This is a genomic window from Cedecea sp. NFIX57 (assembly GCF_900177785.1).
Taxonomy (GTDB): domain Bacteria; phylum Pseudomonadota; class Gammaproteobacteria; order Enterobacterales; family Enterobacteriaceae; genus Cedecea; species Cedecea neteri_C.
On sequence record NZ_FXAS01000011.1, the window covers coordinates 1 to 19,758 of the forward strand.

13 protein-coding genes and 1 rRNA gene are annotated in these 19,758 nt (G+C 55.0%); 10 read left to right on the top strand and 4 right to left on the bottom strand.

The window, feature by feature from the left end; genetic code table 11:
- From rrf to aceK, 5 genes are all read left to right on the top strand, one after another.
- A 5S ribosomal RNA gene (gene rrf / locus B9Y90_RS11140) occupies window positions 1-88 on the top strand; the annotation flags it as partial.
- Window positions 89-511: 423 nt separating this feature from the next.
- Window positions 512-1,441 (top strand): homoserine O-acetyltransferase MetA, encoded by a 930-nt coding sequence (gene metA, locus B9Y90_RS11145; RefSeq protein ID WP_085541259.1) that lies wholly within the window; start codon window positions 512-514, stop codon window positions 1,439-1,441.
- Between the two features lie 245 nt (window positions 1,442-1,686).
- Entirely contained in the window at window positions 1,687-3,285 is a 1,599-nt protein-coding gene (gene aceB, locus B9Y90_RS11150) for a malate synthase A (protein ID WP_085541260.1), read from the top strand.
- A gap of 30 nt (window positions 3,286-3,315) precedes the next feature.
- Window positions 3,316-4,623, top strand: a complete 1,308-nt coding sequence (gene aceA, locus B9Y90_RS11155) for an isocitrate lyase (RefSeq protein WP_039289285.1) — start codon at window positions 3,316-3,318, stop codon at window positions 4,621-4,623.
- Window positions 4,624-4,680: 57 nt separating this feature from the next.
- On the top strand, window positions 4,681-6,423 hold the full coding sequence (gene aceK, locus B9Y90_RS11160; protein WP_085541261.1) for a bifunctional isocitrate dehydrogenase kinase/phosphatase: 1,743 nt from the start codon (window positions 4,681-4,683) through the stop codon (window positions 6,421-6,423).
- On the opposite strand, the gene iclR is transcribed toward aceK, so the two are convergent.
- Entirely contained in the window at window positions 6,420-7,253 is an 834-nt protein-coding gene (iclR, locus tag B9Y90_RS11165; protein ID WP_039289289.1) for a glyoxylate bypass operon transcriptional repressor IclR, read from the bottom strand. The genes aceK and iclR overlap by 4 nt on opposite strands.
- A gap of 192 nt (window positions 7,254-7,445) precedes the next feature.
- Between iclR and metH the strand changes: the two genes are divergently transcribed.
- The 3 genes from metH to rluF all read left to right on the top strand — a co-directional run bounded on the left by metH (window position 7,446) and on the right by rluF (window position 13,908).
- Window positions 7,446-11,129, top strand: coding sequence for a methionine synthase (gene metH / locus B9Y90_RS11170; RefSeq protein WP_085541347.1), 3,684 nt, complete (start codon window positions 7,446-7,448; stop codon window positions 11,127-11,129).
- Window positions 11,130-11,273: 144 nt separating this feature from the next.
- Window positions 11,274-12,905 carry a Na/Pi cotransporter family protein gene (locus B9Y90_RS11175; protein WP_008455880.1) on the top strand — a complete coding sequence of 544 codons (1,632 nt, stop codon included), beginning with the start codon at window positions 11,274-11,276 and terminating at the stop codon, window positions 12,903-12,905.
- 121 nt (window positions 12,906-13,026) lie between these two features.
- On the top strand, window positions 13,027-13,908 hold the full coding sequence (rluF, locus tag B9Y90_RS11180; protein ID WP_085541262.1) for a 23S rRNA pseudouridine(2604) synthase RluF: 882 nt from the start codon (window positions 13,027-13,029) through the stop codon (window positions 13,906-13,908).
- Between the two features lies 1 nt (window position 13,909).
- Here rluF and B9Y90_RS11185 read toward each other — a convergent pair whose 3' ends face one another.
- The 3 genes from B9Y90_RS11185 to rtcR all read right to left on the bottom strand — a co-directional run bounded on the left by B9Y90_RS11185 (window position 13,910) and on the right by rtcR (window position 16,953).
- Complete coding sequence (locus tag B9Y90_RS11185) at window positions 13,910-14,182, bottom strand: YjbD family protein (protein WP_008455871.1); 273 nt, start codon at window positions 14,180-14,182, stop codon at window positions 13,910-13,912.
- Between the two features lie 91 nt (window positions 14,183-14,273).
- Entirely contained in the window at window positions 14,274-15,206 is a 933-nt protein-coding gene (gene panS, locus B9Y90_RS11190) for a ketopantoate/pantoate/pantothenate transporter PanS (protein ID WP_085541263.1), read from the bottom strand.
- A 169-nt stretch (window positions 15,207-15,375) separates the two neighbouring features.
- A complete protein-coding gene (gene rtcR / locus B9Y90_RS11195) occupies window positions 15,376-16,953 on the bottom strand; it encodes an RNA repair transcriptional activator RtcR (RefSeq protein WP_085541264.1) in 1,578 nt (525 codons plus the stop codon).
- A 445-nt stretch (window positions 16,954-17,398) separates the two neighbouring features.
- Between rtcR and B9Y90_RS11200 the strand changes: the two genes are divergently transcribed.
- Together B9Y90_RS11200 and B9Y90_RS11205 are read left to right on the top strand one after the other, a co-directional pair.
- Complete coding sequence (locus B9Y90_RS11200) at window positions 17,399-18,523, top strand: slipin family protein (RefSeq protein ID WP_085541265.1); 1,125 nt, start codon at window positions 17,399-17,401, stop codon at window positions 18,521-18,523.
- A gap of 4 nt (window positions 18,524-18,527) precedes the next feature.
- Window positions 18,528-19,754 carry an RtcB family protein gene (locus B9Y90_RS11205; RefSeq protein WP_085541266.1) on the top strand — a complete coding sequence of 409 codons (1,227 nt, stop codon included), beginning with the start codon at window positions 18,528-18,530 and terminating at the stop codon, window positions 19,752-19,754.
- Window positions 19,755-19,758: the final 4 nt, after the last annotated feature.

The window sequence follows — 19,758 nt, forward strand, 5'->3', positions numbered from 1 at the left end:
CTGACCCCATGCCGAACTCAGAAGTGAAACGCCGTAGCGCCGATGGTAGTGTGGGGTCTCCCCATGCGAGAGTAGGGAACTGCCAGGCATCAAATAAAACAGAAAACCTCAGCCTGATGGCTGGGGTTTTTTGTTTTCTGGTTTCTGCCACTTTCAACTCTCAGAGAGCAGGACAAAATCGTCAGGAACGATTTTGCACAGCCGGAGGCTGCCCGCAGGGTGACGGGCAGGACAGCCCGGCATACAACGGCCAGGCATCAAATAAAAGCGAAAGGCTCAGTCGAAAGACTGGGCCTTTTGCTTTTGTACGCTTCATATTTTACCTTCCTTAAACAGACATATTCACTACGTCCTTGCCTTCAATCCAGCGTAAATATCTACTCTGCATCATCACTCTTAAATGAAACATTTTCACCTTTTCGCTTCTGACTCGACATTGATCCATAAACTCGGTATCGTCAGGTGTCTGGATGTCTAAACGTTTAAACGTATGCTTTGAGGATATAAGGTTATGCCGATTCGGGTGCAGGACGAGCTACCAGCCGTCAATTTCCTGCGTGAAGAAAACGTCTTTGTGATGACGACATCGCGCGCCAGCAATCAGGAAATACGTCCGTTAAAGGTACTGATCCTGAATCTGATGCCAAAGAAAATTGAGACGGAAAACCAGTTCCTGCGGTTGCTCTCCAACTCTCCACTGCAGGTGGATATCCAGCTGCTGCGCATCGACAGTCGTGAATCTCGCCATACACCTGGCGAGCACCTCAATAACTTTTACTGTAACTTTGACGACATTAAACACGACAACTATGACGGATTGATCGTCACCGGTGCGCCTCTCGGGCTGGTTGAATTTAATGATGTGGCATACTGGCCGCAAATCCAGCAGGTGCTGGAATGGGCCAAAGATCATGTCACCTCGACGCTTTTTGTCTGCTGGGCCGTCCAGGCCGCGCTGAATATTTTATACGGTATTCCAAAACAAACCCGGGATGAAAAACTTTCTGGCGTCTACGAGCACCATGTTACCCAGCCCCATGCTTTGCTGACGCGCGGGTTTGATGATTCATTCCTGGCGCCTCACTCTCGCTATGCTGATTTTCCTGCGCAGCTGATCCGGGATTACACCGATCTGGAGATCTTTGCCGAAACTGAACAGGGCGATGCCTATCTGTTTGGCAGCAGGGATAAGCGTATCGCGTTCGTGACCGGCCACCCGGAATATGATGCGGTGACGCTGTCCGGCGAGTACTTCCGCGATGTCGATGCGGGGCTTCAGCCCGAGGTACCTTATAACTACTTCCCGGGCGACGATCCGGCGAAAAAACCTCACGCGACCTGGCGTAGCCATGGCAATTTGCTGTTCACCAACTGGCTGAACTACTACGTCTACCAGATTACGCCATTCGACCTTCGCCACATGAACCCGACGCTCGATTAAGCGTTTCAGCTTCCCATCCCAGGCGCCTTCGGCGCCTTTTTTCTTTTCTGAAAACCACTTCCCTCCTTGATTAAACTTTAATTCAATAAATATCAATACGATAAATCAATTTAAAATTAAAAATGGAAATTGTTTTTGATTTTAAAAATTCATGAAGTAGTCTTAATTCTGTTGCATGAAAACTGCACAGCCGTGCGCGATTCACTTTTGGCCGTCTCGACGGGATAAGACGAAGGAGTAACCGAATGACACAACAGACAGTTAGCGAAGAGCTGGCCTTTAGCCAGCCGTTTGGCGAGCAAGAAAAGCAGATCCTCACCCCGGAAGCCGTAGAATTCCTCGGCGAGCTGGTGAGTCGCTTTACCCCACAGCGCAACAAGCTGCTGGCATCCCGCATTGCTGAACAGCAGGCCATCGACGGCGGAAAGCTTCCTGATTTCAATTCGGAAACCGATTCCATTCGTAAAAGTGACTGGCAGATTCGTGGTATTCCGCAGGATCTGCTCGACCGCAGGGTAGAAATTACCGGGCCGGTTGAACGCAAAATGGTGATCAACGCCCTGAATGCTAACGTAAAAGTCTTTATGGCCGACTTCGAAGATTCTCTGGCGCCGAGCTGGAGCAAAGTCATCGACGGGCAAATCAACCTGCGCGACGCGATTAACGGCACCATCAGCTGGACAAACGAAGCGGGAAAAATCTATCAGCTGAAGCCGGACCCGGCGGTACTGGTTTGCCGCGTGCGCGGCCTGCATCTGCCTGAAAAACACGTGACCTGGCGCGGGGAAGCGATCCCTGGCAGTCTGTTCGACTTCGGGCTCTATTTCTTCCACAACGTGGATGCCCTGCTGGCTAAAGGCAGTGGCCCTTATTTCTATCTGCCCAAAACTCAGTCATGGCAGGAAGCGGCCTGGTGGAGCGAAGTCTTCAGCTTTACGGAAGATCGCTTCGATCTGCCACGCGGCACCATTAAAGCAACTTTACTGATCGAAACACTGCCTGCTGTCTTCCAGATGGACGAGATCCTGCATGCTCTGAAAGATCACATAGTGGGCCTGAACTGTGGCCGTTGGGACTACATCTTCAGCTACATCAAAACCCTGAAAAACCACCCGGATCGCGTCCTGCCGGACAGGCAATCCGTGACGATGGATAAGCCTTTCCTGAACGCCTACTCGCGCCTGCTGATCAAGACCTGTCATCGTCGCGGTGCCTTTGCGATGGGCGGCATGGCGGCCTTTATCCCGAGCAAAGACAGCGCGCGTAATGAATGGGTACTCAACAAAGTCAAAGCGGACAAAGAGATGGAGGCCAACAACGGCCATGATGGTACCTGGATTGCGCATCCGGGCCTGGCGGACACGGTTGTTGAGGTCTTTGGCAAAGCGCTGGGTGAGCGCCAGAACCAGCTGGACATCAGCCGCAGCGAAGATGCACCCATTACTGCGGCACAGTTGCTTGAACCTTGCCCTGGTGAACGCACTGAAGAAGGTATGCGCGCTAACATCCGCGTTGCGGTGCAGTACATCGAGGCGTGGATCTCCGGCAACGGCTGCGTGCCTATCTACGGGCTGATGGAAGATGCCGCGACCGCTGAAATTTCCCGTACTTCTATCTGGCAATGGATCCACCACCAAAAGACGCTAAGCAACGGCCAGACCGTGACGAAAGCGCTGTTCCGCCAGATGCTTGCCGAAGAGATGTTGGTGATTCAGGAAGAGCTGGGCGACCAGCGTTTTAGCCAGGGACGCTTCGATGAAGCTGCACGGCTGATGGAACAAATTACCACCTCAGAAGAGTTAATCGACTTCCTGACGCTGCCGGGCTACCGCCTGCTTGCCTGAACCTAACCCTATAAAAATGGAGCATCTGAAATGAAAACCTCTCGTAGCCAACAGATTCAACAAGTACAACAAGAATGGACACAGCCGCGTTGGGAAGGCATCAAGCGTACCTATAGCGCAGAAGACGTCGTGAAACTGCGCGGTTCACTGACCCCGGAATGTACTCTGGCACAGCACGGGGCGGCTAAACTCTGGCGCCTGCTGCACGGTGAGTCGAAAAAAGGCTACGTAAACAGTCTGGGGGCGTTAACCGGAGGCCAGGCTCTACAGCAGGCTAAAGCCGGCATCGAAGCCATTTACCTCTCCGGCTGGCAGGTTGCGGCGGACGCGAACCTGGCGTCCAGCATGTACCCGGATCAGTCACTTTACCCGGCGAACTCTGTCCCTGCTGTTGTCGATCGGATCAACAACAGTTTCCAGCGTGCGGATCAGATCCAGTGGGCATCCAATATTGAACCAGGCGATCCGCGCCACATTGACTACTTCCTGCCTATCGTTGCCGATGCAGAAGCCGGTTTTGGCGGCGTGCTGAACGCCTTCGAACTGATGAAGTCGATGATTCAGGCCGGTGCCGCTGCGGTGCACTTTGAAGACCAGCTTGCTTCCGTGAAGAAATGCGGCCACATGGGCGGCAAAGTCCTGGTCCCCACTCAGGAAGCTATCCAGAAGCTGACTGCTGCTCGTCTGGCGGCTGACGTGATGGGGGTTCCAACGCTGCTGATCGCCCGTACCGATGCTGATGCCGCAGATCTGATCACCTCCGACTGCGACGAATACGACCGCGAATTCATCACCGGTGAGCGCACACAGGAAGGTTTCTATCGTACCCGCGCGGGCATTGAGCAGGCTATCAGCCGTGGCCTGGCCTACGCACCTTATGCCGACCTGGTCTGGTGTGAAACTTCTAAACCTGATCTGGACCAGGCCCGTCGCTTCGCGGAAGCCATCCACGCACGCTTCCCTGGCAAACTGCTGGCCTACAACTGCTCGCCGTCCTTTAACTGGAAGAAAAACCTCGATGACAAAACCATCGCGTCCTTCCAGCAAGAACTGTCGGACATGGGCTACAAATACCAGTTCATCACCCTGGCGGGGATCCACAGCATGTGGTTCAACATGTTCGATCTGGCGCACTCTTATGCGCAGGGTGAGGGGATGCGCCACTACGTTGAGAAAGTACAGCAGCCTGAGTTTGCTGCCGCTTCCGAAGGCTACACCTTCGTTTCTCACCAACAGGAAGTGGGGACCGGCTACTTTGACCGTGTAACCACCGTCATCCAGGGCGGGGCTTCTTCCGTCACGGCGCTGACAGGTTCGACTGAAGAAGAGCAGTTCTGAACAAACTTTATTTTCCCCCTCTCCTTTGGGAGAGGGCCGGGGTGAGGGGAGAAATAAATGTCACACAGGCTGGAGCTGTTAATTGCCCACACCATCCTGCAGGGGTTCGACGCGCAATACGGTCGATTTCTGGAGGTCACCGCGGGTGCCCAGCAGCGCTTTGAACAGGCCGACTGGCACGCCGTTCAGCAGGCGATGAAAAGCCGCATCAACCTGTACGATCACCACGTAGGTCTCGTCGTAGAACAGCTTCGCTGCATCACTGGTGGGCAAAATACCGACGCGGCCTTTTTGCTGCGCGTGAAAGAGCAATACACCCGCTTGCTGCCGGATTATCCACGCTTTGAAATTGCCGAAAGCTTTTTTAATTCTGTCTATTGTCGGCTCTTCGACCACCGCTCGCTTACTCCCGAGCGGCTTTTTATCTTCAGCTCACAGGCTGGCAAGCAGCTTCGGCCGCTGCCTCGCCCACTGGCAAAAACATTTCTCCCGGAGCAGGGCTGGACGACGTTGCTCACGACCTTGCTCTCCGATCTCCCGCTTCGCCTGCCGTGGCAGGATATTGCGCGGGATGTGGGTTTTATCCTCGCTCATCTGCATGAAACCTTCGGCGCAGAAGCATTGCGAACGGCCACGCTGGAAGTGGCTAATGAACTGTTTTATCGCAATAAAGCCGCCTGGCTGGTTGGCAAGCTGGTGCTGCCGGGAGGAAAAATTCCCTTTTTATTGCCGATCCATCGCACGGAGGATGGCCGGTTATTGGTGGACACCTGCCTGACCAGCTCGCCTGAAGCCAGTATCGTTTTCGGCTTCGCCCGTTCTTATTTCATGGTGTATGCCCCTTTCCCCGCAGCGCTTGTTGAGTGGCTGCGCGAGATTTTACCGGGAAAAACCACCGCCGAGCTGTACATGGCGATTGGCTGCCAGAAGCACGGCAAAACCGAAAGCTATCGCGAATATCTGACCTACATTCACGGCACGCATGAGCAGTTTATTGAGGCACCCGGCATACGCGGCATGGTGATGTTGGTCTTCACGCTGCCGGGCTTTGATCGCGTGTTTAAAGTGATAAAAGACAAGTTCGCGCCGCAGAAAGAAGTCACCGCCGAAAGAGTCCGTGCCTGCTACCAACTGGTAAAAGAGCATGACCGCGTGGGGCGCATGGCGGATACGCAGGAGTTTGAAAACTTCGTGCTGGATAAGCGGCAGATAAGTTCCGATCTCATGGCGTTGCTGCAGGAAGAAGTGCCTGAAAAACTGACTGATCTTGGCGACCGCATTGCCATCAGCCATCTCTACATTGAGCGGCGAATGGTGCCGCTTAACCTGTGGCTGGAGCAGGTAGAAGGTCAGCAGTTAAGAGATGCGGTGGAAGAGTACGGCAACGCCATTCGTCAGCTGGCGGCAGCCAACATCTTCCCTGGCGACATGCTGTTTAAAAACTTTGGCGTGACGCGCCACGGGCGGGTGGTGTTCTACGATTACGATGAAATTTGCTACATGACCGAGGTAAATTTCCGGGATATTCCGCCGCCGCGTTACCCGGAAGATGAACTCTCTTCGGAGCCGTGGTACAGCATCTCGCCGGGAGATGTCTTCCCGGAAGAGTTCCGGCACTATCTTTGCGCGGACAAACGCATTCGCCCGCTATTCGATGAAATGCACGCCGACCTGTTCCGCGCCGACTTTTGGCGTGCTTTGCAAACCCGCATCCGCGATGGCTATGTCGAAGATGTTTATGCTTACCGCCGCCGCCAGCGCTTTAGCCAGCGGTTTGGGGAAGTGAAGCGAGCGGGCTAGCGCCCGCCGCCGTAAGCCAGAGTAATTTCCTTCGCCGCTTTGATCACCAGTGCACCCAGCTCCGTCACGCGGTCATCGGTGATGCGTGAAATCGGGCCAGAAATGGAGATCGCCGCAAACGCTTCATGATGTTCATCGTAGATGCACGAGGCTACGCAACGCAGCCCCAGCGCATGTTCTTCATCGTCAAACGAATAACCACGCTTGCGGGTTTGCGCTAAATCTTCTTTCAAATGCAGCGGTGAAGTCAGCGTTGCCGGCGTGTAACTGTGCAGGCCTTTGCGGTGCAGCAGGCCGGCCAGTTCGTCGTCGTTAAGCTGGGCCAGAAACGCCTTGCCCGCACCGGACGCGTGCATCGGCAGCTTGCCGCCAATGGGCGCCGACATACGCATCAGCTGCGTGCACTGAACCTGGTCGATAATAATCGCCTGGTGATCGCTCTTGTCGAGCACCGCGAGGTTGACGGTTTCACCGGAGGCTTCCATCAGTTTGCGCAGAATCGGGTGCACAATGGCCAGCAGATTGCGGCTTTGCAGGAAGCTGCTGCCGACGACAAATGCGTGCGCGCCAATCGTCCAGTGGCCAAGATCGCCGACCTGATGCACAAAGCCTAACTGCTGCATCGTGGTGAGCAGGCGGTGGGTGGTGGAATTGGGCAAACCAGCCTGCTGGGCAAGCTCGGTGAGCGCCACACTACCGTGAGATTCGGCGATCCACTCCAGCAGCTTAAGGCCGCGGGTCAGGGACTGCACTTGCCCGGTAGCAGCCGGAGCCGCAGCGGCTGCGGCGCGGGGTTTCTTACCTCGTTTAGCGGGGACTGTAGCAACCATACCGGACTCCTTTTTCGTATCGTGGAAATCATTTTCGTTTTATTTGGCGAATTTGCAACCGCTACTCAGACTGATCGGAGGAGTGATGCTGAACATCTCTCATGTTCCCGACATGCGGCTTTTACGACCCTATAGATTGTGCAAGTATGGGATGGCATATCCGTCAGGCAGGGAAAACAGGTGGGAGTGAGCGTGAGCAACAATGTAGAGAAGCTGAAGCAACAACTGAGTGAACGCATTTTGGTGCTGGACGGCGGTATGGGGACCATGATCCAAAGCTACCGTCTTGATGAGAGTGATTTCCGCGGCGAGCGTTTTGCCGACTGGCCGTGTGACCTCAAAGGCAATAATGACCTGCTGGTGCTCAGCAAACCGGAAATTATCGCCGCTATTCACTATGCCTACTTTGAAGCTGGCGCAGACATCGTCGAAACCAACACCTTTAACTCCACTACCATTGCGATGGCGGATTACCAAATGGAGTCGCTGTCGGCGGAAATTAACTACGAAGCCGCTAAGCTGGCGCGAGCCTGTGCTGACGAATGGACGGCTCGCACGCCGGAAAAACCGCGTTACGTCGCCGGTGTGCTTGGCCCAACCAACCGCACGGCGTCGATTTCCCCGGATGTGAACGACCCGGCCTTCCGCAACATCACCTTTGATCAGCTGGTTGCCGCTTACCGCGAATCGACCAGGGCGCTGGTGGAAGGCGGGGCCGACTTGATCATGATCGAAACAGTGTTCGACACCCTGAACGCCAAAGCCGCCATCTTCGCCGTAAAAGCGGAATTTGAAGCGCTCGGCGTTGACCTGCCGATCATGATTTCCGGCACTATTACCGATGCGTCAGGCCGTACGCTTTCCGGTCAGACGACGGAAGCTTTCTATAACTCCCTACGCCACGCCGATGCGCTCTCTTTCGGCCTGAACTGTGCGCTGGGGCCGGACGAACTCCGCCAGTACGTGGCTGAACTGTCGCGCATTGCTGAGTGCTACGTGACGGCTCACCCTAATGCTGGTCTGCCAAACGCTTTTGGCGAATACGACCTTGATGCGGAAGTGATGGCGCAGCAGATTGGGGAATGGGCGCAGGCCGGGTTCCTGAACATTGTCGGCGGCTGTTGCGGGACAACGCCTGCGCATATCGCCGCAATGAGCGCGGCGGTAGCAGGTGTTGCGCCGCGAAAACTTCCCGATCTGCCGGTTGCCTGTCGGCTTGCCGGGCTTGAGCCATTGAACATCGGCGCAGATAGCCTGTTCGTTAACGTCGGCGAACGCACCAACGTCACCGGCTCGGCAAAATTCAAGCGTCTGATCAAAGAAGAGAAATACAGCGAAGCGCTGGACGTAGCGCTGCAGCAGGTCGCCAGCGGCGCGCAAATCATCGACATCAACATGGATGAAGGGATGCTGGATGCCGAGGCGGCGATGGTACGTTTCCTGAACCTGATTGCCGGTGAACCGGATATTGCCCGGGTGCCGATCATGATCGACTCCTCGAAATGGGACGTGATCGAAAAAGGGCTGAAGTGCATTCAGGGCAAAGGCATCGTTAACTCGATTTCCATGAAAGAAGGCATTGAGCCGTTTATCCACCATGCGAAGCTGGTACGCCGCTACGGCGCGGCGATGGTGGTGATGGCGTTTGATGAGGTCGGCCAGGCCGATACGCGCGAGCGTAAAATCGAGATTTGCCGCCGGGCCTATAAAATTCTTACCGAAGAGGTGGGTTTCCCGCCGGAAGATATCATTTTTGACCCGAATATCTTCGCGGTGGCGACCGGCATCGAAGAACACAACAATTACGCCCAGGATTTTATCGGCGCCTGCGAAGACATTAAGCGCGAACTGCCCCATGCGATGATCTCTGGTGGCGTGTCTAACGTCTCCTTCTCCTTCCGCGGCAACGATCCGGTGCGCGAAGCCATTCACGCGGTATTCCTCTATTACGCGATTCGCAACGGCATGGACATGGGGATTGTCAACGCCGGGCAACTGGCGATATACGACGATCTTCCCGCTGAACTGCGGGATGCCGTCGAAGACGTCATTCTCAACCGCCGCGACGACAGTACCGAGCGTCTGCTGGAGCTGGCTGAAAAATATCGCGGTAGCAAAAGCGATGACGGTGCCAATGCTCAACTGGCGGAATGGCGTAGCTGGGATGTGGCGAAGCGTCTGGAATATTCGCTGGTGAAAGGCATCACCGAGTTTATTGAAGCGGATACCGAAGAAGCCCGCCAGCAGTCGGCTCGACCCATTGAAGTGATTGAAGGCCCGCTGATGGCCGGAATGAACGTGGTGGGTGATTTGTTCGGCGAAGGGAAAATGTTCCTGCCGCAGGTGGTGAAGTCTGCCCGCGTGATGAAGCAGGCGGTGGCATACCTTGAGCCGTACATTGAAGCCAGCAAAGAGCAGGGCAGCAGCAACGGTAAAATCGTGCTGGCCACCGTCAAAGGCGACGTGCATGACATAGGCAAGAACATCGTCGGCGTGGTGCTGCAATGTAACAACTACGAGATTATTGATCTTGGCGTGATGGTGCCCGGTGAGAAAATTTTGAAAACCGCCCGTGAAGTCGGGGCCGATATCATCGGCCTGTCAGGGCTTATCACCCCATCGCTGGACGAAATGGTCAACGTGGCCAAAGAGATGGAGCGCCAGGGCTTTACGCTGCCGCTGCTGATCGGCGGCGCGACCACCTCAAAAGCCCACACGGCGGTGAAAATAGAGCAGAACTACAGCGGGCCAACCGTCTACGTGCAGAATGCGTCACGTACCGTTGGCGTGGTTTCTGCTCTACTTTCAGAAACCCAGCGCGATGAGTTTGTCGCCCGCACTCGCAAAGAGTACGAAGTTGTTCGTACGCAGCACGCGCGTAAAAAACCGCGCACGCCGCCAGTTACGCTGGAAGTCGCGCGGGATAACGATCTGCCTTTCGACTGGGAAAGCTATACGCCTCCGGTTCCGCATCGGCTGGGGGTGCAGGAAGTGACCGCCAGTATTGAAACGCTGCGGAACTATATCGACTGGACGCCGTTCTTCATGACCTGGTCGCTGGCCGGGAAATACCCCCGCATTCTGGAAGATGAGGTTGTTGGCGAGGAGGCAAAACGCCTGTTTAAAGACGCTAACGAGATGCTGGATATGCTCCACCGGACGAAAACAATGACGCCGCGCGGCGTGGTCGGACTGTTCCCGGCGAATCGCGTGGGGGACGACGTGGAAATTTATGCCGATGAAACACGATCTCAGGTTAAAGGCTTCAGTCGCCATCTGCGCCAGCAAACGGAAAAGAGCGGCTTCCCGAACTACTGCATTGCCGATTTTGTTGCGCCTAAACACAGCGGTAAAGCCGACTACATCGGCGCTTTTGCGGTCACCGGCGGTATTGAAGAAGATGCACTGGCTGATGCCTACGATGCGCAGCACGATGATTACAATAAAATTATGGTGAAAGCGGTTGCCGACCGCCTGGCCGAAGCTTTTGCAGAATATCTGCACGAGCGCGTGCGTAAAGTCTACTGGGGCTATGCGGCCACAGAAAACCTCAGCAACGAGGAACTGATTCGCGAGAATTATCAGGGGATTCGTCCGGCCCCAGGCTATCCGGCCTGCCCGGAGCACACGGAAAAAGCGGCCATCTGGGCGCTGCTTGACGTCGAAAACGTGATTGGCATGAAACTCACCGAGTCTTACGCCATGTGGCCCGGTGCGTCCGTTTCAGGGTGGTACTTCAGCCATCCGGACAGTAAGTACTTTGCCGTCGCGCAAATTCAGCGTGACCAGGTCGAAGATTACGCCCGACGTAAAGGCATGCCGGTAACCGAGGTTGAACGCTGGCTTGCGCCAAACCTCGGTTACGACGCCGACTGACTCACAAACCTGTTATCTTTCCTTACAACTTACAAGGCGCTCTGGGGGCGCCTTGTCTCTTTATTGAAGTTAAACCCTTATACTGAAGGATGGTGGCTATTTTTGCTTCGGGAACCCTAAAAACGATAAGGAGAACAAGAATCCGTGCTGACGTTGTTACACCTGCTGTCCGCCGTTTCGCTGCTGGTCTGGGGCACGCATATTGTGCGCACTGGTATCATGCGCGTTTACGGTGCCAACCTGCGCAGTGTGCTTAGCCACAGCGTAGAAAAGAAACCGCTCGCCTTCTGCGCCGGGATAGGAGTGACCGCGCTGGTGCAGAGCAGTAATGCCACCACCATGTTGGTGACCTCGTTTGTTGCCCAGGATTTGGTGGCGCTCGCTCCTGCGCTGGTGATTGTGCTGGGGGCTGATGTCGGTACAGCGCTAATGGCGCGTATCCTGACTTTCGATCTCTCATGGCTTTCGCCGCTGCTGATTTTCATCGGCGTTATCTTCTTCCTCAGCCGCAAGCAGACCCGCGCCGGGCAGCTTGGCCGCGTGGGGATTGGCCTGGGCCTTATTCTGCTGGCGCTTGAGCTGATTGTAGGGGCCGTTACGCCGATTACCCAGGCGAACGGCGTCCAGGTGATCTTTGCTTCCCTGACCGGCGACATCATGCTCGACGCGCTGATTGGCGCGATGTTTGCCATTATCAGCTACTCGAGTCTGGCCGCCGTCCTGCTGACGGCCACGCTGACCTCCACCGGCGTGATCTCGTTTGATGTGGCGCTGTGCCTGGTCATCGGGGCTAACCTCGGCTCCGGCCTGTTGGCAATGATCAACAACAGCGCTGCCAATGCTGCCGCGCGTCGCGTGGCGCTTGGCAGTCTGCTGTTCAAGCTGGTGGGCAGTCTGCTGGTGTTGCCGTTTGTGCATGTCCTGGCCCGGTTGATGCACCACCTGCCGCTGCCGGAATCTGAACTGGTTATCTACTTCCACGTGTTCTACAACCTGATTCGTTGCCTGGTGATGGTGCCGTTTGCCGAACCCATGGCGCGCTTCTGCCGCCGGGTGATCAGCGAAGCGCCGGAAGTCGATGCCCGGATGAAGCCGAAGCACCTCGATCCTACGGCTCTGGATACTCCCGCATTGGGGTTATCTAACGCTGCGCGTGAAACCCTGAGAATGGGCGACGTGCTTGAGCAGATGCTGGAAACCTGGAGCAAGGTGATGCACGGCGAGCCGCGCCAGGAAAAAGAGCTGCGTAAGCTGGCTGATGACGTGGACGTGCTGTATACCGCCATCAAACTCTACCTCGCGCAGATGCCGAAGGAAGATTTGGCGGAAATGGAATCGCGCCGCTGGGCGGAAATCATCGAAATGTCTCTGAACCTGGAGCAGGCGGCGGACATCATCGAACGTATGGGGAGCGAAGTGGCGGATAAATCCCTTGCCGCGCGCCGGGCCTTCTCGCCGGATGGCTTGACCGAGCTGGATAACCTGCTCCAGCAGCTGATCAGCAACCTGCAGCTGAGCCTGTCGGTGTTCTTTTCGAGCGACCTGGGCAGCGCCCGCCGGCTGCGCCGGAACAAACACCGCTTCCGCATCATGAACCGCCGCTACTCTCATGCCCACGTCGATCGCCTGCACCAGCAGAACGTGCAGAGCATCGAGACCAGCTCGCTGCACCTCGGGCTGCTGGGGGACATGAAACGCCTGAACTCGTTGTTCTGTTCCGTCGCCTACAGCGTGCTGGACCAGCCGGACGATGACGACGAACGGGATGAATATTGAAAGCGACTCGCAACTCGATTTCAAGATTCACGATGAAGCTTCCAGAGATGCTGGTTAATGTGAGAAAGGCGGTTCGCAACGCCCTGCGGGTAAGGTATAGTCCTGGGTTTTCGGAGGAGCCATGCTGACTAATTCATCTATTCGTCTTAACAAATACATCAGCGAGAGCGGGATCTGCTCACGCCGTGATGCCGATCGCTACATCGAACAGGGCAACGTTTTTATTAACGGCAAACGCGCCAAAATTGGCGATCAGGTTTTTGCCGGCGACAGCGTGAAGGTGAATGGTCAGCTCATCGAACCCCGCAACGAAGAAGATCTGGTGCTCATTGCACTGAATAAGCCGGTGGGGATTGTAAGCACCACGGAAGACGGTGAGAAAGACAACATCGTTGACTATGTGAACCACAGCAAGCGCGTGTTCCCTATTGGGCGCCTGGACAAAGATTCTCAGGGGCTGATTTTCCTCACCAACCACGGCGACCTGGTGAACAAAATCCTGCGCGCCGGGAACGACCATGAGAAAGAGTATGTGGTCACGGTGAACAAGCCGGTTACCGACGAGTTTATTCGTGGTATGGGGGCGGGCGTGCCGATTCTGGGGACCGTCACTAAGAAATGCAAAGTTAAAAAAGAAGCGCCGTTTGCGTTTCGCATCACCCTGGTGCAGGGGCTGAATCGCCAGATTCGCCGTATGTGTGAACACTTTGGCTATGAAGTGACGAAGCTGGAGCGTACGCGCATCATGAACGTCAATCTCACCGGTATTCCGCTGGGGGAATGGCGTGACCTGACGGATGATGAACTGATTGAGCTGTTTAAGCTGATTGAGGATTCCTCCTCAGAGGCGAAACCGGCTAAAAAAGCGAAGCCAAAAGCGGCCAGCCCGGCGGCGGCGAAAAAACCGTTGGTAAGCGGCCCGAAAAGCTCAGCAAAAACGCCCGCTGAGCTTGCCTCGCGTAAACGCTTTGCTTCCCCAGGCCGGAAGAAGAAGGGCCGTTAAACTAGCGCTTACCTCGCGTGTGATTATTGGCCGACCATGAATAAGTGGTCGTGGTATCCGGTTTTAAGGCATTTTGTTTCTTCAGCTGGCGAGCTTTCTTGGCCGCCAGCGCACGTTCCGCCATCAGCTTGTCGATGTACTCTTTTTTTACCTGATTAGTCTCTGAGTTGGTCAACGTACGACCGTGGGCAATGCGGGCGCGATCCAGCAGCGTTTTTAGCTCACGCTGTTCGCTTTCCGTCATGTCTTGCTGTGTCAGTCTGGCTGTAGCCATCGTTGCAATCTCCCAAGAAAGGCCCCTCAGTGTAAAGCAAACCCACCGCGCCGACGAGACAAAAAAGCCTGCATCAGCAGGCTTTTAGCGATTATTTTTTGTCGTCTGGCTTCGGCGTTATCGCCTTGCCAGACCAATACCCGGCCAGCAGAGAACCGGAGAGATTGTGCCAGACGGAGAACAATGCGCCAGGCAGTGCCGCGAGCGGGGAGAAGTAGATTTTGCCCAGCGTGGCCGCAAGACCAGAGTTCTGCATTCCCACTTCGATGGCCAGCGTCCGGCAGGTCGACTCGTCAAACCCAAACAGCCGCCCGCCCCAGTAACCGCCGAGCAGGCCAATAGTGTTATGCAGAATCACCGCGACAATCACCACCAGACCCACGGAGGCTATGTGTGACGCCGAACCTGCCACAACTGCGCTAATGATGGCGAGAATACAAAGCATAGAAAACGCAGGCAGCCACGGCTCCACGCGCTTCACCAGGCGTGGGAACAGGTGATGCACAATCAGGCCAAGGCCAATCGGGATGATGACGATTTGCAGAATGCTGACCAGCATGCCCATCACATCGACTTTAATGTCGGCGTCGACGTAGAGACGGGTCAGCAGCGGCGTGGCAAATACGCCGACCAGCGTGGAAACCGATGAGATAGTCACGGAGAGCGCAACATCGCCTTTGGCCAGGTAAATCATGACGTTGGACGCCGTGCCGCTGGCTACGCTGCCAACCAGCACCATCCCGGCTGACAGGTCGGGCGGCATATGGAATAACATCGCCAGCAGCCACGCCGCCAGCGGCATCACCAGGTAATGCAGAAAAATGCCTGCAGCTACCGGGGCCGGGCGCGACAGCACGCGTTTAAAGTCTTCAAGTCGCAGATGCACGCCCATGCCAAACATAATGAGCATCAGCAGCGTACTGACCCACGGGCCAATTGGGGTAAAGGTTGAGGGGGTATAATACGCAGCGACTGAGAGCAGCAGCGCCCAGAGCGGGAACAGCCGGGTTAGGGTGGCAACCATATGATTTTCCTTGCGAATGCTTCGTCGCCAGTCAAGCCACTCTGCGGCGGTGGCCTCTGAACGAATCGGCGTTTGTGTTGTGTTGGCTTATTATTGCGGGCTAGGATCGAGCCTGGCCCTGATTATTGTTTATCGCGGCAAGGAAGATTATTCAAACAAATTATGAGCTTTAGCCTCCGTGGGCGCTGTCCCAGCTCAGGTTAAAACGTGCCAGATATTTACGCAGGCGGTCAGCATCATTCGGGTTAGCCTTTTTCAGCCGCGAGACGGCAAAAAGTTCGCGCCCGGCCTCGGAAAGTGACTGGGTGCGGCGGCAAACCTCCAGCACGGTTTCCAGCTGACGTTGATCGAATAAATCTATGTCTGGATTAGGCGCCACATCAGGAGAGGTGATTTGCCAGCTTTCCTTAAGCTGCGCGATCTCCTCCTTAACGGCCTCCAGCGTTATCCGCCCTTGTTCCGCCAGGGTTGCCATGCGTGATACGGAGGAGCTCAGCTCGCGGAAGTTTCCGCGCCATTGTGCCTGTGCAGAACAGGCAAAATTCAGATAATGGTCCCTGGCCTCTTTATCAAAACGTACTTGCGCTTGAGCTTCGGAAGAGAAGCGCTGTAGTTCGTACTCTACGTTGGGCGGAATGTCTTCCCGCCGCTGCGCCAGGCCCGGCAGAGCAAAGCTCCACATGTTAATCCTGGCATAGAGATCTTCGCGAAAGCGTCCCTCTGTGACCCACTGGCGCATATCCCGGTGGGTGCCGGCGATTAGCTGAAAATCGCTCTGTACCTCTTTATCGGAACCAAACGGGAAAAACGTTTTTTCTTCAATCGCTTTCAGTAGCATGGCCTGTTCGTCCAACCCTAGCTCAGCGATTTCATCCAAAAATAGCACGCCACCATCGGCCTCACGTAAGAGGCCCGTTCGTGCCGTAAGCGCGCCCGTAAACGCCCCTTTTACATGCCCGAATAACGTGGACATTGCGTTATCGCCTCGCAGCGTGGCGCAGTTTACCGCGACCAACTTGCCGGCAACCTGATGGCGAGCTTGCTTGAGTTGGTAAATGCGTTTTGCCAGGAAAGATTTACCCGCCCCGGTTGGGCCAGTCAGCAGCACGGGGGCCGTGGAACGGAGCGCAACTCGCTCAATGCGGTCGATCAACTGGTTAAACGTGGTATTCCGCGTGTCGATGCCCGCTTTCAGGAAAGAAATCGACTGTTGCTGCTCCCGCTGAAAGCGGCTGGTTAAGGTGGTATAGCGGCTTAAATCGAGATCGATAACCGAGTAGGTACCTGCGGGGGAGCCTTCTTCTGGGGTGCCTTTCCGGGCCGGGCCGGTTTGCAGCAGGCTGGCGGGGAGGTAGCGCGCCTCCGTCAGGAGAAACCAGCAAATTTGTGCGACATGTGTCCCGGTGGTGATGTGCACCAAATACTCTTCGTTAGCGGTATCGAAATCGTAACGGGTGGCAAAATCAAGGAAGGCGGCATACACCTCTTCAAAGTCCCAGGGATCTTTGATAATGACCTGATGCCGGCGGACGTCCGTATCAGGCGAAACGTGAGCGATATCGTCCGATAACTGCTCCGCCATGCCAGAGTCTTTCGGCTGATACAGCAGCTCGAGCCGATCAACGGGGAAGTCCGGCTGCTGGCACAGGCCAACCGTTGGCCGCCATTTATGGAAGCGATTTGCCCGCTTGCCGCGTTTATCCAGCACCGTGCCCAGTACGCCAATCACCACACGCCGTTTTTTCATTTTTATCCTAAAAGATAAACATCGATATTAAAGGATAAAAAAGATGGCTGACCCCAGCAAGAGATGAATGAAGGTTTATTTTTAAAAAACTTATAAATTAATAAGTTAACTAATTTATTTGTCTTTTTTATTTTCTGGCACGCTTCTGGCAATAACGTAAGTGTGTTGAGCGCAAAAGGGGATTAACCCCCAGCGGCACACCAGGAACGGTACAGACTGTTTTTCGGGTGTGTTCCGTAAGCGTGAAAGCACAGACAAGGGTTCAATTCCCAATTCATTCTCCCAATGAAACTGGTTGTTAACGAAGAAAGTGACAAAGGAGCCTTGAGCGGTCAGCAAGCTCCGAAGAGGGCTGCCGGTAATGGCGCCGGGCCACAGGCAAAAAGGAATTCCCCTGCGGTCTCGCTCCCTTACCCGCGCCTGATTTTTAAGGAACAGGAAAACAATGAAAAAAATAACGATACGAAAAGGTCAACTGGGGTTGTTGATGAGACAGGGCGATTACTATCAGGTCCTGGAAGCAGGCGAACACCGTCTGCCGTGGTTTAACCAACCTGAAGTGTTGGTGGTGAATCTGGACGGGAGCGAAGTCCCCGAGGCGCTAGCGCTGTATTTGCGTCGTTTTCAGCCCGACTGGGTTGAGCGCTACTGCCTGACTGCGGATTTAGCCGAGGGTGAAATTGGCGCTCTGTCAGTAAATGGCATTTTGCAGGAAATTTTGCCGCCTTCAACGCAGCGTTTGTTCTGGCAGGCGGGGGATGCATTGACGCTGGCACGTATCGATACCCAAAACGTGCAGGTACCAGACGAAGTCATGAATGCAGTCCTGCAGCCACGTCGAAACGGCGCGGTGAAAGGGCGAGACGCCATCCTGGTGGTTTCTGTGCCTGCCTGGCACGTTGGCGTATTGAAAATTGATGGTGAAACTCAGACGCTGTTGCCGCCGGGCATGACCGCATGGTGGAAAATAAATCATTTAGTGGAAGCTGAAGTGGTGGATACCCGCCTGCAGGCTCTGGAGGTCGGCGGGCAGGAGATCCTCACCAAAGATAAGGTAAACCTGCGTTTAAACATGGCCGCAAACTGGCGCTATAGCGATGTGTTGCAGGCCTTCGGTCAGTTAACGAAACCGGTGGAGCATTTGTACCGTGAGCTGCAATTTGCGCTGCGAGAAGCGGTAGGAACACGAACGCTGGATGAGCTGCTGGAGGATAAGCAGATTATTGATGAAGTTGTCAGCGCTCAAGTGAAAAACCGCATAGCCCCGTTCGGCATTGAAATCGCTTCATTGGGCGTAAAAGACATTGTGCTACCGGGTGAAATGAAAACCATTTTGTCCCGGCTGGTTGAAGCCGAAAAATCGGCGCAGGCCAATGTGAACCGTCGGCGTGAAGAGACGGCGGCCACACGTTCGCTGCTGAATACCGCAAAGGTGATGGAAAACAACCCTGTAGCGTTGCGCCTTAAGGAACTGGAAACGCTCGAAAGAGTCGCGGAGCGCATTGATAAAATTTCCGTTTTTGGCGGTCTGGATCAGGTTCTACATGGGTTGGTTAATCTCAAAGGATAAGAAAATGCAGCATAACGAATTTCAACTGTTGGCGGCGGAAAACAGCGCGCCGATAAAAATGTGGACTCATGGCGTACCGGTTGAGCCGGAAGCCCGCGAGCAATTGCTGAACACAGCGAAGATGCCGTTTATTTTTAAACATCTGGCGGTTATGCCGGATGTGCATCTCGGCAAAGGATCAACTATCGGCAGCGTAATTCCCACCAAAGGCGCGATTATACCGGCGGCGGTTGGGGTCGATATTGGTTGTGGAATGATTGCCGTGCGTACCTCGCTGGCGGCGGGCGATCTGCCGGATAACCTCCGCGGATTGCGCAGTGCAATAGAACAGGCGGTGCCTCATGGCCGAACCAACACGCGCTCTCGCCGTGATAAAGGCGCGTGGAGCACACCGCCTGAAGAGGTAGATGGACATTGGTCGCAGCTGGCACCGCGATTCAAGCGTCTGACGGACAAATACCCAAAGCTGCTGAAAACCAATAACCATCAGCATCTGGGAACGCTGGGCACCGGTAACCACTTTATTGAAATTTGTCTGGATGAGCAGCAGCGAGTGTGGGTGATGCTGCACAGCGGATCGCGCGGTGTGGGAAATGCCATTGGCAATCTTTTTATCGCCCTGGCGCAGAAGGATATGCAGCAGCACATGGCCAATCTGCCGGACAAAAACCTGGCTTACTTTCGGGCGGGAAGCCAGCACTACGATGATTACATCGAAGCGGTGGAGTGGGCGCAGGATTTTGCCCGCCATAATCGTGAAGTCATGATGTCTCGCGTGCTGACCGCGCTGTCGCGTATTGTGAGCAAACCCTTTATGACGCAGCAGGAAGCGGTGAATTGCCACCATAATTATGTGCAGCAGGAAACACATTTCGGTGAGGAAGTGCTGGTCACCCGTAAGGGGGCGGTTTCGGCGCAGAGAGGCCAGATGGGCATTATTCCCGGTTCTATGGGGGCAAAAAGCTTTATTGTGCGCGGGCTGGGTAATGCGCAGAGTTTTTGCTCTTGTAGCCACGGTGCCGGGCGCGCCATGAGCCGAACGGCGGCTAAAAATCGCTTTACCGTTGAGGATCAGATACGCGCCACCGCCCATGTTGAGTGCCGTAAAGACAGCGAAGTGATTGATGAAATCCCGATGGCTTATAAAGACATTGATGCCGTCATGGCGGCGCAGTCTTCGCTGGTGGAAATTGTTCATACGCTCCGGCAGGTTGTCTGTGTAAAAGGATAAAAAA